Raw genomic sequence first — 17403 nt, forward strand, 5'->3', positions numbered from 1 at the left:
TTAAGGGATTTATTCTGTCTATTAGCCGCTAGCATAAATTTCTCTGCTGGAAATAGCGCATTGCACTTTTTTTAATCTTTGCCTGCCGATTCTCACCCCGGATGTAAAACCCGGTTAGCTGTATTGACGTTTCCCTATTCTGTTGACAGATTGTAGGGCATGAGGGGCATTTCATGGAGAATCCGTACTGCAACTCAGTCGTTTTTGCGAAAGGAATCCCCATCTCTCTCAACGCTTTCGGGCACCACCGACCGGACCGGGTAAAACATAAATAAAGGTCTGGCGGATATATGCAAACAACATCACATTTGGAGCAGAATAATGAGTATTTCCTTGAAAAAGTCAGGGATGCTGAAGCTTGGTCTGAGCCTGGTTGCCATGACCGTCGCAGCAAGCGTACAAGCGAAAACCCTGGTTTATTGTTCAGAAGGTTCGCCGGAAGGCTTTAACCCGCAGCTCTTCACCTCTGGCACTACCTATGACGCCAGCTCAGTGCCGATTTATAACCGCCTTGTTGAATTCAAAACCGGTACCACGGAAGTTATTCCGGGCCTGGCCGAGAAATGGGAAGTTAGCGAAGACGGTAAAACCTATACCTTCCATCTGCGTAAAGACGTGAAGTGGCAGGATAATAAAGATTTTAAACCGACCCGTACGCTGAACGCCGATGACGTTGTCTTCACGTTCGACAGACAACAAAATGTCAATAACCCGTACCACAAAGTGTCCGGCGGCAGCTATGAATACTTTGAAGGCATGGGATTACCTGACCTGATTAGCGAAGTGAAGAAAGTGGACGATAATACCGTCCAGTTCGTGCTGACCCGTCCGGAATCGCCGTTCCTTGCCGACCTCGCTATGGACTTCGCCTCTATTCTGTCAAAAGAGTATGCCGACAATATGCTGAAAGCCGGTACGCCGGAGAAAGTGGACCTCAACCCAATCGGTACCGGCCCGTTCCAGCTGCTGCAGTATCAGAAAGACTCCCGTATTCTCTATAAAGCCTTCCCGGGCTACTGGGGCACCAAGCCGAAAATCGATCGTCTGGTCTTCTCCATCACCCCTGACGCCTCCGTGCGCTACGCTAAGCTGCAGAAAAACGAATGCCAGATCATGCCATACCCGAATCCGGCAGATATCGCGCGCATGAAGGAAGACAAAAATATCACCCTACTGGAACAACCTGGTCTGAACGTTGGCTACCTCTCTTTCAACACCGAGAAGAAACCACTGGATGATGTCAAAGTTCGCCAGGCGCTGACCTACGCGGTAAATAAAGAAGCGATTATCAAAGCCGTTTACCAGGGCGCAGGCCAGGCCGCGAAGAACCTGATCCCGCCGACCATGTGGGGCTATAACGACGACGTTAAAGACTACACCTACGATCCAGAGAAAGCGAAAGCGCTGCTGAAAGAAGCGGGTCTGGAAAAAGGCTTCAGCATTGACCTGTGGGCGATGCCGGTCCAGCGTCCGTACAACCCGAACGCACGCCGTATGGCAGAGATGATTCAGGCTGACTGGGCCAAAGTGGGCGTTCAGGCCAAGATTGTCACCTTCGAGTGGGGTGAGTACCTGAAGCGCGCGAAAGCGGGCGAACACCAGACCGTAATGATGGGCTGGACCGGCGACAACGGGGATCCGGATAACTTCTTCGCCACCCTGTTCAGCTGCGCCGCGGCAAAAGACGGTTCTAACTACTCCCGCTGGTGCTACAAGCCGTTTGAAGACTTGATTCAACCGGCTCGCGCTACCGACGACCACAACAAACGTATCGAACTGTACAAACAGGCTCAGGTAGTGATGCATGACCAGGCTCCGGCGCTGATCGTCGCTCACTCCACCGTCTATGAGCCGGTGCGTAAAGAAGTCAAAGGCTACGTGGTCGATCCATTAGGTAAACACCACTTCGATAACGTCTCTATCGAATAATAAGCAATACTTCCCCCTCTCCTTTGTGGGAGAGGGCCGGGGTGAGGGAGGAGAAGCAGCCTCCTCGCCCTAACCCCTTCCCCAATGGGGAGAGGGAGTTTACTTTTGTGAGCAATACAGACGTCCCGTCACCAGGCGGGCCGTCACTAGAGAGAATCCGGGTTATGTTGCAGTTCATTCTCCGACGTTTGGGACTTGTCATCCCAACATTTATCGGTATTACCCTTCTCACTTTTGCCTTTGTCCATATGATCCCCGGTGACCCGGTGATGATTATGGCGGGCGAACGTGGTATTTCCCCTGAACGTCACGCGCAGCTGCTGGCCGAAATGGGCCTTGATAAGCCGATGTGGCAGCAGTACGTCAATTATATTTGGGGCGTGATGCACGGTGATTTGGGCATCTCGCTGAAAAGCCGTATTCCCGTATGGGAAGAGTTCGTACCGCGCTTTAAGGCCACCATGGAACTGGGCGTCTGTGCGATGATTTTCGCCGTCGCCGTTGGGATCCCGGTAGGCGTGCTGGCAGCGGTCAAACGCGGCTCTATCTTCGATCACACCTCGGTCGGTCTCGCGCTGACCGGCTACTCCATGCCTATCTTCTGGTGGGGCATGATGCTGATTATGCTGGTCTCCGTACATTGGAACCTGACGCCGGTCTCCGGGCGCGTCAGCGACACCGTGTTCCTCGACGATACCCTCCCGTTAACCGGCTTTATGCTGATTGATACCGCGATTTGGGGCGAGCCAGGCGACTTTATCGATGCATTGATGCATATGATCCTGCCTGCCGTGGTGCTGGGCACCATCCCGCTGGCGGTCATTGTGCGTATGACCCGCTCGTCGATGCTGGAAGTGCTGGGTGAGGATTATATCCGTACCGCGCGCGCCAAAGGGCTGACGCGTATGCGGGTGATCATCGTTCATGCTCTGCGTAACGCGATGCTGCCGGTGGTGACGGTAATCGGACTGCAGGTTGGTACGCTGCTGGCGGGTGCTATCCTCACCGAAACCATCTTCTCCTGGCCGGGCCTTGGCCGCTGGCTGATTGACGCGCTGCAGCGCCGCGATTATCCGGTGGTGCAGGGTGGGGTACTGCTGGTGGCGACGATGATCATCCTCGTCAACCTGCTGGTAGACCTGTTGTACGGCGTGGTGAACCCGCGTATCCGGCATAAGAAGTAAGGGGCCACCATGTCACAAGTTACTGAAAATAAAGTTGTTGCCGCACCGGTGCCGATGACCCCTCTGCAGGAGTTCTGGCACTATTTTAAACGCAATAAAGGCGCCGTCGTGGGTCTGGTCTACGTGGCGGTCATGATTTTTATCGCCGTGTTTGCCAACTTCATTGCGCCCTATAACCCGGCGGATCAGTTCCGCGATACGCTGCTGGCCCCGCCGGTCTGGCAGGATGGCGGAAGCATAAGCCATCTTCTCGGTACCGACGACGTTGGCCGCGATATCCTGTCGCGTCTGATGTACGGCGCGCGCCTGTCGCTGCTGGTCGGCTGTCTGGTGGTCGTGCTGTCGCTGATCCTCGGCGTGGTGCTTGGCCTGGTCGCGGGATACTTCGGCGGCGTGGTTGATTCTGTCATCATGCGCGTTGTCGATATTATGCTGGCCCTGCCGAGCCTGCTGCTGGCGCTGGTGCTGGTGGCTATCTTCGGCCCCTCAATCGTCAACGCCTCGCTGGCGCTGACCTTTGTCGCCCTGCCGCATTATGTACGCCTGACCCGCGCTGCGGTACTGGTGGAAGTGAACCGCGACTACGTGACCGCTTCGCGTGTGGCTGGCGCCGGGGCGATGCGCCAGATGTTCGTTAATATTCTTCCTAACTGCCTCGCGCCGCTGATTGTTCAGGCGTCGCTGGGCTTCTCTAACGCCATTCTCGATATGGCTGCTCTTGGCTTCCTTGGCATGGGTGCGCAGCCGCCGACACCGGAGTGGGGCACGATGCTCTCCGACGTGTTGCAGTTCGCGCAGAGCGCCTGGTGGGTCGTCACCTTCCCGGGTGTCGCGATCCTGCTGACGGTGCTGGCATTTAACCTGATGGGTGACGGTCTGCGTGACGCGCTCGATCCCAAACTGAAGCAGTAAGAGGTTCGAGATGGCGTTATTAAATGTAGATAAATTATCGGTGCACTTCGGAGACGAAGGGACACCGTTCCGCGCCGTAGACCGCGTGAGCTACAGCGTAAATCAGGGTGAAGTGGTCGGCATCGTCGGTGAATCAGGGTCGGGTAAATCGGTCAGTTCGCTGGCGATTATGGGCCTGATTGACTACCCCGGTCGGGTAATGGCTGAAAAGCTGGAATTTAACGGGCGCGACCTGAAGCGCATTTCCGAAAAAGAGCGCCGTCAGCTGGTGGGGGCGGAAGTGGCGATGATCTTCCAGGACCCGATGACCAGCCTCAACCCATGCTACACCGTGGGTTACCAGATTATGGAAGCCATCAAGGTGCATCAGGGCGGCAACAAGAAAACGCGTATCCAGCGGGCGATTGACCTGCTGACGCTGGTCGGTATTCCCGATCCGGCTTCACGCCTTGATGTCTATCCGCACCAGCTTTCCGGCGGTATGAGCCAGCGCGTAATGATTGCGATGGCGATTGCCTGTCGGCCAAAGCTGCTGATTGCCGATGAACCGACGACGGCGCTGGATGTGACCATCCAGGCGCAGATCATCGAGCTGCTTTTAGAACTCCAGCAGAAAGAGAGCATGGCGCTGATCCTGATCACTCACGATCTGGCGCTGGTGGCGGAAGCGGCGCACAAAATCATCGTGATGTACGCAGGCCAGGTGGTGGAAACCGGCGATGCGAAGGATATCTTCCGCGCGCCGCGCCACCCGTACACCCAGGCGCTGCTGCGCGCGCTGCCGGAGTTTGCTCAGGATAAAGCGCGGCTGGCTTCGCTGCCGGGCGTGGTACCGGGGAAATACGACCGCCCGAACGGCTGTCTGCTTAACCCACGCTGTCCCTATGCAACAGACAAATGCCGCAGCGAAGAACCTGAACTGAACCTGCTGAGCGGCGGTCGCCAGTCAAAATGTCATTACCCACTTGATGATGCCGGGAGGCCTGGGCTATGAGTACGCATGAGGCCACCACGCAACAGCCTCTGTTGCTGGCCACCGATCTGAAAAAATACTATCCGGTGAAGAAAGGGCTATTTGCCCCGGAACGCCTGGTAAAAGCACTGGACGGCGTTTCGTTTACCCTTGAGCGCGGCAAAACGCTGGCAGTTGTCGGTGAATCCGGCTGCGGCAAGTCGACGCTCGGTCGTCTGCTAACGATGATTGAAATTCCCACCGGTGGCGAGCTTTACTACCAGGGGCAGGATCTGCTTAAGCACGATCCGCAGGCGCAGAAGCTGCGTCGGCAGAAAATCCAGATTGTGTTCCAGAACCCGTACGGTTCGCTGAACCCGCGTAAAAAAGTGGGGCAGATTCTGGAAGAGCCGCTGCAGATCAACACCAGCTTAAGCAAAGAGCAGCGGCGTGAGAAAGCGTTGGCGATGATGGCGAAAGTGGGCCTGAAAACGGAGCACTATGATCGCTATCCGCATATGTTCTCCGGCGGTCAGCGTCAGCGTATTGCTATCGCTCGCGGCCTGATGCTTGATCCGGACGTGGTGATCGCCGACGAACCGGTTTCTGCGCTGGACGTTTCGGTGCGTGCGCAGGTGCTGAACCTGATGATGGACCTGCAGCAGGAGCTAGGGCTTTCTTACGTCTTTATTTCCCACGATCTGTCGGTGGTGGAGCATATCGCTGATGAAGTGATGGTGATGTATTTGGGCCGCTGCGTGGAGAAAGGGTCGAAGGACCAAATCTTCAACAACCCGCAGCATCCATATACTCAGGCGCTGCTGTCAGCGACGCCGCGTCTTAACCCGGACGACCGTCGCGAACGCATCAAGCTGACCGGCGAGCTGCCAAGCCCGTTGAACCCGCCGCCGGGCTGCGCGTTTAATGCTCGCTGCCGTCGCCGCTTCGGTCCATGCACCCAGCTCCAGCCGCAGCTGAAGGACTACAGCGGCCAGCTGGTGGCCTGCTTTGCCGTCGACCAGGATCAAAACGGCGAGAAGCCGCTGAGCTGATTGGCATACTCGATGAAAAAAGTCGAAGCAAATGCTTCGGCTCAGATTGCTGACAAATATGCCTAAAAGTGAATGAGGGTTCGTTTTTCTCCCTCTCCCTTCCAGGGAGATGGCGGGGTGAGGGTGATAACGAACTGATTAATCAGCAAATTCACCCCTCACCCTAACCCTCTCCCCAAAGGGGCGAGGGGATCGTCCGAGCTCATTTTAGGGTTTGTCATCAGTCTCAGTCGAAGCAAATGCTTCGGCTTTTTTTACTCATAATGTGTTCTTAATGGAACAACATACAACGAACATTTACGCTAGAGCGCGCTAGCTTAACAGTGATAGCTGAGGGCTAAGATAACTACATGAATATGTTTTATTTTACCCTCGAAATCTCTTTAACTACTTCAGGTGAGAACGAAAAATGAACCCTGACATTGTTCCTTGTTGTTCGGTCAACGCTTTATATTCCTGGTTTTTAGATAACATCTTGAGCTATTTATTTTAATCCTGAGCGTTACTTATTATTTTAATTACGCGTGGTAAGTGATTTCTAAACACATTAAAAAATATTAAAATGTATTCTCTTTATCACGACATTGGCGTGTATTACGCCGGGCTTTAAAATTTCGGCAGTATAAAAAACTAGTCGATGCCAGTAGCCTGGCGGGTTACGTGGGTTTTGACGGCGCTGCCGCCCAAAAAATGGGGCTATCATTTTGAAAAGAAACTGATAGTGTAGCCGTACTACTATTATGGAATTATACCAACCTGGCTTATTCAAAATTATTAAATCCGTACTAAAGTGACCGTGTTGTGACGGACATAACGCTGGATAAATGTCCAAAAAACAAGAAATTAAACTATGCTTTAGCGGCATAGAATGACAATTAAAACAGATTAAATATGATGTATTTAAAATCATGAGGTTATCTATGAACCATTATGATGATTTGCAGCGCTTCAAGGAAAAGACGCGGACACAAAGTCTAAAATTCAAGGATCTCTCATCAGAAGCCGCAGCCGGTGAAAAAGGCGATTGGGTTATTCTCAATCAGCTTATTCCGCCAGAGGAGGAATCCTCTTTGGCTATGGGCGGGTCGGTTTCATTACCCCTGCCTCAACTGGTCCCTGCCGATATGTTTCGCAGAGTTGAAAGCGCTCCCGTTCAGACGACTCCAGCGTCACCGATGGCTGCTCGGGCTGCAACTGTCCCTGAACCTGTAGCGGTTTCTGCGCCACAGCCCGTTCCCGCCGCTCCGGTCGCGGCAGAACCGATGCTGCAGGAGAGTGCGGCTATGCCAGCGCCAGCTCCTCAGTCGACCGAACCTCAACCGAGACCTGCCAGTACCTCTGCTTCCGCCATCAGGCCCCGTCCGGTCATCGCGCCAACGGCGGAAGGCTTTGCCCATCTTTTTGCGGCGAAAACCGTCGAGCCGGAGCCGGTAGCAAAAGATAAAGATCAGTCTCTGAAATCACTCTTAGAAAGGATTGCGACATGCCGTTGATCTGCGTGTGTTCCCCGAAAGGCGGCGTAGGAAAAACGACCCTTGCGGCAAACCTGGCCTGGGCGCTGGCCCGTGCGGGCAGCAAAGTTCTGGCCCTTGATTTTGATGTGCAGAATGCCCTGCGTCTGCATTTTGGCGTCCCTCTTAGCGATGAGCGCGGCTTTGTCGCCAAAGCGCTGGAACTCCATGACTGGAGCCAGTGTGTGCTAAGCGCCGGCAGTAATATTTTCGTCCTGCCCTATGGTGACGTGAGTGAAACGCAGCGCCAGGCCTTCGATGATCACCTGGCCCATGACGAGCATTTTCTGCCCCGCGGCCTGGCGGCATTACTCAATTATCCGGGGCTTATCACTATCGCTGACCTGCCGCCGGGCCCATCGCCTGCGCTGACGGCACTGACGGCGCTTGCTGATATGCACCTGGTACCGCTGCTGGCGGATACCGCCTCAATGTCGACGCTTTCGCAGATCGAAAAGCAGCGTTTAACCGGTGGGGTGCTCAACCATAAACACGGCCACTATTTTGTAATTAACCAGAGCGATAACCGTCGCCAGGTCAGTCGCGATGTTACCGCGTTAATGGAGGAAAAGCTGGGCGACCGTTTGCTGGGCATCATCCATCGTGATGAAAGCGTGGTAGAGGCGAATGCTTCTCAAAAGTCGATTCTTGACTTTAACTCATCCTCCTCAGCTGCCTTTGATATTGAAATTATTGCCAAAAAAATCTCTTCGCTGTTGGGTATTAATATTGGCGATGGCACGGTGCACAGCCAGCCTCGCAGGTCAGGGCTTTAATTTAATTGCAGGGCTGCTGAATGAAAAAAACTCTTTTCTGGTTGCTGGTACTGGTGCTTGCCCCCATTGCCGTGCTGGTGGTGATTACGCCGATGGACAGCCAAAAGCAGTATATTTTTGGCCTGTTAAGCATTGGTATTCTCTTCGTGATGGGATTCAGTAAAAACCGTAGTATTTCCGTCATTATGGTCGTGACATCGCTGCTGATGTCGACCCGTTATATGTATTTCCGTCTAACGCAAACCCTGCATTTTAACTCCACAATCGAAGCGATTCTGGGGATGGGGCTGTTCCTGGCGGAAGTCTATATCTGGGTGATGCTGCTGCTGAACTACCTGCAAACGGTCTGGCCGCTGAAGCGCGAAATTGTTCCGCTGCCGGATGACATGAGCACCTGGCCGACGGTTGATATCTATATTCCAAGCTATAACGAACCGCTTGATGTGGTCCGTGATACCGTGCTGGCTGCGCAATGTATTGATTATCCAAAAGATAAATTAAAAATCTATTTACTGGATGATGGTAAGCGTAACGATTTTGCGGTATTCGCCGCCGATGTTGGGGTTGGTTATATCACTCGTAACGACAACAAACATGCCAAGGCGGGTAACCTTAACCACGCGATGACCCTCACTAACGGCGAGCTGATCTGCGTTTTTGACTGCGACCACGTCGCGACCCGCGTCTTCCTACAGGCGACGGTTGGCGGGTTTCTCAACGACCCGATGCTGGCGCTGGTGCAGACGCCGCACTACTTCTACTCGCCGGACCCCTTCGAACGCAACCTCTCCGTTGGCCGCAATATTCCTAACGAAGGGATGCTGTTTTATGGCCCGATTCAGCAGGGGAACGACAACTGGAACGCGACCTTTTTCTGCGGATCCTGTGCCGTTATTCGCCGCGCCGCGCTGGAGCAGATTGGCGGATTTGCGGTAGAAACCGTGACCGAGGACGCCCATACCGCGTTGAAGTTTCAGCGTTTGGGCTGGAAATCGGCGTTCCTTGATATTCCGCTGGCGGCGGGTTTAGCCACCGAACGCCTGGTTGTACATGTGATTCAGCGTACCCGCTGGGCGCGCGGGATGACGCAAATTTTCCGTCTCGACAACCCGCTCCTGGGCCGCGGGCTGACGTTCCAGCAGCGTCTGTGCTACCTCAGCGCCATGCTTTACTATCAGTTTGCTCTGCCGCGCGTGGTGTTTGTTACCGCGCCGCTGGCTTATCTTTTGTTTAACCTGAATATTATCTACTCTTCGGCGAGCCTGATCGTCTCCTATGCGCTACCGCATCTGTTCCTCGCTATCTATGTCGGATCGCGGATGAACGGCCGCTATCGCTACAGCTTCTGGGGCGAAATCTACGATATCGTGTTGGCCTTCCACCTGGTGCTGCCGACGCTGGTGACGATGATTTTCCCCAAACGCGGGAAATTTAACGTCACCGATAAAGGTGGCCTGCTGGACGTTGGCTACTTCGACTTCACCGTTGTCAGGCCACACCTGGTTGTTGCCTGTCTGCTGGGCCTGGGCGTGGTGGTTGGGATAGTTCGTGCGATTGGCCACGACTACTTTGGCTCAGATCCGAACGTTATTGCGCTGAACGTTGGCTGGGGGATTTACAGCCTGATCTTCCTGCTGGCCGCTATTGCCGTGGCGCGGGAAACCCGTCAGGTGCGAAAAACAATTCGTATTGATGTCGATATCCCGGTGCTTATCCACTACAGCAGCGGCATTGTCTCCCGTAGCCATACTGCCGACCTGTCAATGGGCGGCTGCCGCGTTGCCGCGCCGGATAAGCGCCACCAGCAGGATGAGATTGAAGAGATTGAGCTGATCCTCCAGTCCGGGGCGATAGCGATTCCTGTACGTCAGGTCACCGCTGACGATCGCTTTATTCGTCTGCAGTTTGATGAAAATATTCCGCTTTCCCGCCGCCGCGAACTGGTGCGCGTGGTGCTGGCTCGTGCCGATGCGTGGATTAACCCGCCGCGTCCGCAGGACAACCCGTTCCGCTCTTTTGCCACCATTTTGCGCTGTGTGTTTGAACTGTTCTGGCTGACGTGGAAAACGCGTCGCAGCCAGCGTCGCCAGCCGCCTGCAGCGAAACCCGCGCAGGAGGATGGCAGCTTATGAAACGTTTAACCACGCTTGCGCTGCTGGTCGGGATGCTCTCTGTGCCCGCGTTACATAGCGAGGAGACGCCTGCGAATTCCTTGCCGCCGCTGAACTTTCCGCTACTTGATGCGGGGGCTGGTAGCGCGACGGTTGCTGAATCAGCAGCAGAATCGACGTCGAATCCAGCGCCGGAATCGAATTCGGCGGCCACGACGGAAAGCACCGCAGAACCAGCTCCACCGCCCGCGATGCCGCCGCCGGTCGCTTCCAGCGTACCTGATACGGTGCCGTTAACCCCGATTGTGGGTGGAGATCTGAACCTGATGCAGATGGGAATGCCGGACGGCATTATCCTCAGCGGCGGGCAAAATCAGGGCGGCGCCAGCTTTACGCTGCCTTCCGATCAGGTGGTGACCCATGCTCAGCTCATGCTGGAGGTGAAGGTTTCGCCGGAAATGGCGACCCGTAACGCGACGCTGCAGCTGATGCTTAACGGCCAGCCGCTCGGTACCTTACCGCTGGGAGCCGATGGAGAGGACGTCTCGCACTATCAGCTGGATATTCCGGCGGCGCTGATGGTGTCCAGTAACAACCTGAGTTTTAAGATTAACGACGGCGACGCTATGCAGTGTCGGCTCGATATTCACGACACGTCACGGGTCACTATTTTGCCCGCCTCGCACTTTAGCTGGGAGAGCCAGCAGCTCAATATCAGCAACGATTTGAGTCACTTCCCGCGTCCGTTCTTTGACAGTATGCAGATGACCCCGGCGGACATTGCCATTGCTTATCCAGAAAAAGCGACGGCGGATATCTTTAGCGCCGCGGCGCTGGTGTCGTCATGGTTGGGGATTCAGGCCGACTATCGCGGTATCGCTTTTGACGCGTTGCGCGATCGCCTGCCCGAAAAGCACGGTATCATCATCGGCCATCCCGGCGAGCAGGTGGGCGGATTGACGCTGCCGCAAACCGACAAACCGCTGCTACGGATCGTTGAAAATCCCGGTAATCCGGCCTACAAGCTACTGCTGATCGTCGGCCAGAACGACGCCGCGCTGCGGATGGCCGCCTGGCGACTGACGCGCGGCGACTTCGCTCCGCAGACGGCAAGTATGGACGTTGAGCCGCAGACGATCCCCGTCGGCAAGCCGTACGATGCGCCACGCTGGATCGCCACCGATCGTCCGGTCAAAATCAGCGAGCTGATCCGCCAGGATCAAAGCATGACCGTCAGCGGCGTGTGGCATGAACCGCTGCGTGTGGCCTTCCGCGCCGCGCCGGACCTCTATCTGTGGGATGGCGAAACCATTCCTTTGCAGATTGGCTATCGTTTCCCGTCGGAAAACTGGATTAACGAGGATAAGTCGCTGCTGAGCGTGACGCTCAACAACACCTTCCTCAATAACCTGCCGATGAACAAGCAGGGGCCGCTGGAGAAGCTCTGGCGTCACCTGGGCGGCGATGCGCGTCAGGAGCGTTTTACTATCCCGTTGGCGCCGTATCTGATTTACGGCGATAACCAGCTTTCGCTCTATTTCAACCTGGTGCCGAAGGACAATGCTCCCTGCTCGGTGCTGCTGAACAGCAATATAAAGAGCCGAATCACCGATGACTCGTGGATTGATTTGAGCGGCACGCGGCACTTCTCCCTGTTGCCAAATCTTTCCTATTTCGTCGGAGCCTCGTTCCCGTTCTCGCGGTTAGCCGATTATTCGCAAACCACGCTTCTGCTGCCGGAGCGCCCTTCGGATACGCAGGTGGCGACGATGCTGAACCTGGCAGCCCGTTCTGGTAACTCAACCGGCAAAGCGCTGGCCAATAACCGCGTGGTGCTGGGCATTCCTGACGGCGGCGCGAATGCGCAGTACCTGCGCGATCGCGACGTGCTGGCAGTGAGTGCTCTTGATCAAAAAGCGTTTAATCAGCGCCTGCTGGCCGATTCTCCTTATAACCCGGTCGATAATCTGCTGAGCGTGCGTGAACCGGCGCTGTGGCCAAAAATCCAGCGCAAGCTGAGCGGCGACTGGGCTTCCGACGGCGTGGATGCCGACCGCTATTTTTCCTCCAGCAGCGCCTGGCGCGGTTTTATCAGCTACCGCTCGCCGTGGAACCCGCAGCGGGTGGTGGTGGTGGCGATGGCCAGCAGTGACGATCAGCTGGCGAAGCTGGAAGACGACCTCAATTCACCGCGTATTAACGCCGGTATTCGCGGCGATACGGCGGTGATCACCAGCGATAACGGTGTACGCAGCTTCCAGGTCAGCACGCCGTTCCCCAGCGGCCAGATGCCGTGGTACATGATGGCGGTGTGGTACGCCAACCAACACTCCGGCCTGCTGGCGGTACTGGGATTGATGGCGACATCGATTCTGGGCCTTGCATTAACCGCTATGTTTAAACGCCATGCTCGTAAGCGCCTGGGTTCGGGGGATAGCCAATGAAAAGAGTCAGCAGAATGAATAATAAGGCGGCCCGTCAATTTTCCACGCTGTGCCTGTCCGGCGCGCTGACGCTTGGCGCATTCGGCGAGGCGCAGGCGGCGGGTAACGATGCGGCACTGCAGGCGCTGTTCGCGCAGGCCAACTACTGGCACGAAAAATCGCACGACGAGCTGGCGATGGAATCGCTGCAAAAAGTCCTGTCGGTAGATGCTAATAACGCGCAAGCGCTGTACCTGATGGCACTGTGGGCGCAGCAGGGGGGTAACCTTCAGGCGGCGGCCCAGTGGCGCGCGCGGCTGGAGAAAGCGGCACCCAATAGCCCTGGGATACAGGATTTGGATAGTGCTAAAAAAATGGCGCAGGTGCCGCAGGGGCAACTGAACCTGGCAAGGCAGCAGGCGAGAAGCGGTAATGTTCCCGCCGCGCTGGCGACCTGGCGGAGCATGTTTAACGGCAACGTCCCGCCTTCCGGTCTGGCCGCGGAATACTATATGACCATGGCCAGCGACAAGTCGCTCTATCCGCAGGCGGTGAGCGAGCTGCGCCAGTACGTCGCGCAGCATCCGCAGGAGAACGGACCGCGCGTGGCGTTAGGTAAGGCGCTGACCTGGCGTGAAGATACCCGCCGGGAAGGGATCGCCATGCTGGAGCCGATGGCCAGCGGCAGCAAAGAAGCCGATGCGGGGCTGCGTCAGGCACTGCTGTGGATGGGACCGCAGGCGGGCGATGAACAGTTTTACGACACCTGGATGCAGCGCCACCCGCAGGATACTGAAGTACAAAACTATTTCCGCGAACGGCGCAGCGGTCAGGCGCGCGGGCAGGGCTATTCTGACCTCAACAGCGGCAATACCGCGGCGGCGAAACAGCAGTTTGAACAGGTCCTGCAAACCAACCCGCAGGATGCGGATGCGCTGGCCGGGATGGGCTATATCGCCCAGCGTAACGGTGATTTTCAGGCGGCCTCTCAGTATCTGAGTCGGGCCGCAGACCTTGGCGGCGATGCGTCGCAGACCCGGCGTCAGCAGGCGGCGGATGCGCTATTTTATGGCCAGCTTGCCCAGGCGCAGCAGGCCTATAAGCAGGGCAATATCAGCCAGGCGCTGGCGCTCTCCGCGCCGCTGGCACAGCAGAGCGGGACGCAGGGCACGGCGGCCAGGCTGTTCCGCGCTGACGTCCTGCGCCACAACAAAGATTTACCGCAGGCCGAGCAAACGCTGCGCGCGCTGCTCAACGACCAGCCGCAAAACGGCCCGGCGCGGGAGAATCTCTACTATGTTCTGCGCGAACAAAACAAGACCGCAGAAGCCCAGGCGATGCTGCGAACGCTGCCGGAAAGCCTGCAGCAGAAATTGCAGCCGCGAGTGGTCACCGGGATGCCGGGGGATTCGCTGCGCCGGCAGGCACAGGAACAGGCCAGCAGCGGCAACGTAGCGGGCGCTATCGATACGCTGCGTCAGGGTGTTTCTCGCTATCCGGATGACGCGTGGATGCGTCTCGACCTGGCCCGGTTGCTGCAAAAATCCGGCAACGATGGCGAGGCAAATTCGATCATGACCGCCGCTTATCGTCCCGGCGCCAGCAGTAATTCGCTGTATGCCGCAGCCCTTTTCGCCAGCGAGAACGGCGGCTGGCAGCAGGCGCAGACGCTACTGGCGAGAATTCCTCCCGCCAGCCAGACCAGCCAGATGCGCGACCTCCACCAGAGGGTGAACTACAACCTGCAGCTGGCAACGGCGCAAAGCTATCTGGCGCAGGGTAACACCGTTGCGGCCTCCAATACGCTCAGGGCGATGGCCGCAACGCCGCCAAAAGCCCCGGCGGATGTCGGCAAACTGGCGCGCCTGCTGGCTCAAAGCGGCGATGTCACCACCGCAGTATCGCTGGTGCGCAACAATATTAACGGCGGAATCTCAGGCAATGCCGGGGATTACGCCGATCAGGTCACGGTGCTTAATCAGGCAGGCCTGACGAACGAAGCGCAGAGGCTGCTAACCAACCCGCAGCTGCAGGCGAGCAGTACGCCGACGCAGCTGGCCAGCATTCGCAACGGTTACGTGATTAACGAAGCGGACCACCTGCGCGAGCAGGGTAACTACGCGGCGGCGTATGACAAGCTGATGGGCGCGATGCAAAGCGACCCGCAAAATACCGACCTGATGTTTGCCATGGCGCGCCTCTATCAGAGCGGCAAAATGAACAAAGAGGCCGGGGTGGTCTATGACTATCTGATGACCCGCGATACGCCGACCCAGGATGCGCGCAGCGGAGCGATTGATGTCGCGCTGTCGGCGGGCGATAACGATCGGGCGGAACAGCTGGCGGGCGGGCTGCGTCCGGATAACTCGCCTGATCGTTTACTGTTGTTGGCGCGTGTGGCCGAGTCGCAAGGCCACCACCAGCAGGCGATGACTTACCTGCGCAGCGCGCGCGGCAGGCTGTTGGGATTACAAAGCAGTAATAGCGCGCAGACGCCAACCGTGGGCGGCGCGCTGGCGGCGGATAACCCGTTTGTCGGCGTCTCTCGTACCCCAGCGGCTACGCGTGCAGCCTCCAGCTATGGGCAATATATGCCATGGCAGGTTTCTCAGGTCTCGACGGGGGATGGCAGCACGCTGCCGGGGATCCAGCGTCCCGATCTGCCGGTTGAAACCGCGCAGACCCGCATGCTGCGCCAGGTGGATACCATGATGGAGACGTTGCAGGAAAAAACAGGCACCTGGCTACAGGGCGGCATGGAAGTTCGTGGTCGCGATGGTGAATCCGGCACCAGTAAGCTGACGGAAATGAAAACGCCGCTGACCTGGTCTTCCTCACCGTTCGGCGATTCGCGTTTTGACTTTACCGTTACGCCGATTACGTTGAACGCCGGAACGGCAACCGGCGACGCCTGGCGGCGCTACGGCGCGAACCCGCTGTCGAATGCGGTCTCCAATATGGTTTCTACCGCCACCAGCGAACAGGCGGCGATTGCGGCGATGACCGATACCGAGCGCACGACCTACTTTGCCAGCAATCCGGGGGCGGAAGCGTTGAGCGATCTCGGTACGCTGAATGCCTCTGATTTTAACGCCACCACCAGCAGCGGCATGGAGAATCTGGCGAAGCTGGGGACCTATGACTCCGGGCAGGTTGCCAGCTATCTGGCCTCCTCGAACCTGAAGCCGAATGTCGATCAGGCCAGCGGCTCGACGGATTCGCAGAAAGCGAACGGTGTGGAGCTGGCTTTGGCGCTGAGCGGCGACGAATACCGTGTTGATATCGGCAGCACGCCGCTGGGCCAGGATCTCAATACCGTAGTGGGCGGCGTGAAATGGTCGCCGAAGTTGACTAACTATTTGTCGCTGATTTTCACCGGCGAGCGTCGTTCGTTGACCGATAGCCTGCTCTCCTACGTTGGGCTGAAGGACTCCTACTCCGGCAAAACCTGGGGTCAGGTGACGAAAAACGGCGGTACCCTGCAACTGAGCTATGATGACGGCGATGCGGGTTTCTACGTCGGCGGCGGGGGCTATAGCTACCTTGGTCAAAACGTCGCCAGCAACACCAGCATTAACGCCAACGCCGGGGTCTATCTGCGGCCTTATCACGATGAATATCGCCAGCTGCAGACCGGGTTGAGTATGAGCTACATGGATTACTCGAAAAACCTGAGCTACTTCACCTACGGGCAGGGGGGTTACTTCAGCCCGCAGAACTACGTCAGCGTGTCGCTGCCGGTCAGCCTGACGGAGAAATATGATAACTGGACGATGAAGCTTGGCGGCTCTGTAGGCTATCAATCTTACAGTCAGGATAAGAGCGCATATTTCCCGACCAATGCCGAGTGGCAGCAGACGCTTGAAACGGCTGTAAGTAACGGATTTGCCAAAGAAGCTTACTATTCAGCCACGTCGAAGAGCGGTATCGGCTATACCTTGCGCGCGGGTGCGGATTACAAAGTCAACAAACAGATGACGCTTGGCGGCCAGGTCGGCTATGACACCTTCGGCGATTATAACGAGAGCACCGCTGGCCTCTATATCCGCTACATGCTGGGAGATAACTGATCATGACGGACAATAATAATGCGCTGGTGATGACATGGTTTCAGCAGCAGCAAACGCCCGCCGGGTGGTTCGATCTGCTGCTGATTATGGTTGATGGCATGGTCAATAATGCGGGTGAGCTGGAGAGCCAGCCCTTCCTGCGGCAGATGGGTGAGGCGCTGGCTGATGAGCATCCGCTGCCGGAGTCAGAGACGGTCGGGCAACTGGAGGCCAATATCAATGCGCAACTGAGCTGTTTCCAGTGGGGGATTGTCGCCGTTGACGTCAGCGATGATGGCCTGCGGTTGCGCCATCAGGCGCTGCCGGTGAGTCGCGATGAAGCGCGTCGCGTCCGCTGGTGTAATGCATTTTGTGCCATACTCGAAGGGCTTTACTCCCGCTGGCTCCAGGGACAGGGCGGCGGCGCGCACGTGGTTTTGCAGCGCGAGCGGCTGTTTTCGGTCTCTGACGTTCAGTTTCTTTATTTCCATCCATAACGGGTGA

10 protein-coding genes and 1 pseudogene are annotated in these 17403 nt (G+C 56.7%); all 11 read left to right on the forward strand.

Going from position 1 to position 17403, the window contains the following annotated elements:
• Positions 1-321: 321 nt before the first annotated feature.
• The 11 genes and pseudogenes from dppA (at position 322) to bcsD (ending at position 17396) form a co-directional block, all read left to right on the forward strand.
• Entirely contained in the window at positions 322-1929 is a 1608-nt protein-coding gene (gene dppA / locus FN082_RS13225) for a dipeptide ABC transporter periplasmic-binding protein DppA (RefSeq protein WP_139538288.1), read from the forward strand.
• A 164-nt stretch (positions 1930-2093) separates the two neighbouring features.
• A complete protein-coding gene (dppB, locus tag FN082_RS13230) occupies positions 2094-3113 on the forward strand; it encodes a dipeptide ABC transporter permease DppB (protein ID WP_139538287.1) in 1020 nt (339 codons plus the stop codon).
• A 9-nt stretch (positions 3114-3122) separates the two neighbouring features.
• Positions 3123-4025: a dipeptide ABC transporter permease DppC gene (dppC, locus tag FN082_RS13235; protein ID WP_139538286.1), complete on the forward strand. Its 903-nt coding sequence runs from the start codon at positions 3123-3125 to the stop codon at positions 4023-4025.
• Between the two features lie 10 nt (positions 4026-4035).
• The gene (gene dppD, locus FN082_RS13240; RefSeq protein ID WP_142981744.1) at positions 4036-5019 is read left to right on the forward strand and encodes a dipeptide ABC transporter ATP-binding protein; all 984 of its coding nucleotides are present in this window, start codon (positions 4036-4038) and stop codon (positions 5017-5019) included.
• The gene (gene dppF, locus FN082_RS13245; RefSeq protein ID WP_139538285.1) at positions 5016-6029 is read left to right on the forward strand and encodes a dipeptide ABC transporter ATP-binding subunit DppF; all 1014 of its coding nucleotides are present in this window, start codon (positions 5016-5018) and stop codon (positions 6027-6029) included. Before dppD ends, dppF begins: the two co-directional genes overlap by 4 nt.
• Positions 6030-6949: 920 nt before the next feature.
• A complete protein-coding gene (gene bcsO, locus FN082_RS13250) occupies positions 6950-7522 on the forward strand; it encodes a cellulose biosynthesis protein BcsO (protein ID WP_142981745.1) in 573 nt (190 codons plus the stop codon).
• A 1-nt stretch (position 7523) separates the two neighbouring features.
• Positions 7524-8316: pseudogene (gene bcsQ / locus FN082_RS13255) on the forward strand (cellulose biosynthesis protein BcsQ).
• A gap of 20 nt (positions 8317-8336) precedes the next feature.
• Entirely contained in the window at positions 8337-10448 is a 2112-nt protein-coding gene (gene bcsA, locus FN082_RS13260) for a UDP-forming cellulose synthase catalytic subunit (protein ID WP_139538282.1), read from the forward strand.
• A complete protein-coding gene (bcsB, locus tag FN082_RS13265; RefSeq protein WP_142981747.1) occupies positions 10445-12871 on the forward strand; it encodes a cellulose biosynthesis cyclic di-GMP-binding regulatory protein BcsB in 2427 nt (808 codons plus the stop codon). The genes bcsA and bcsB overlap by 4 nt, the downstream gene beginning before the upstream one ends.
• Complete coding sequence (locus FN082_RS13270) at positions 12868-16920, forward strand: cellulose biosynthesis protein BcsC (RefSeq protein WP_142981749.1); 4053 nt, start codon at positions 12868-12870, stop codon at positions 16918-16920. Before bcsB ends, FN082_RS13270 begins: the two co-directional genes overlap by 4 nt.
• On the forward strand, positions 16920-17396 hold the full coding sequence (bcsD, locus tag FN082_RS13275; RefSeq protein WP_180349550.1) for a cellulose biosynthesis protein BcsD: 477 nt from the start codon (positions 16920-16922) through the stop codon (positions 17394-17396). The genes FN082_RS13270 and bcsD overlap by 1 nt, the downstream gene beginning before the upstream one ends.
• Positions 17397-17403: the final 7 nt, after the last annotated feature.

The organism is Klebsiella spallanzanii (assembly GCF_902158555.1).
In the GTDB taxonomy this organism is placed as follows: Bacteria; Pseudomonadota; Gammaproteobacteria; order Enterobacterales; family Enterobacteriaceae; genus Klebsiella; species Klebsiella spallanzanii.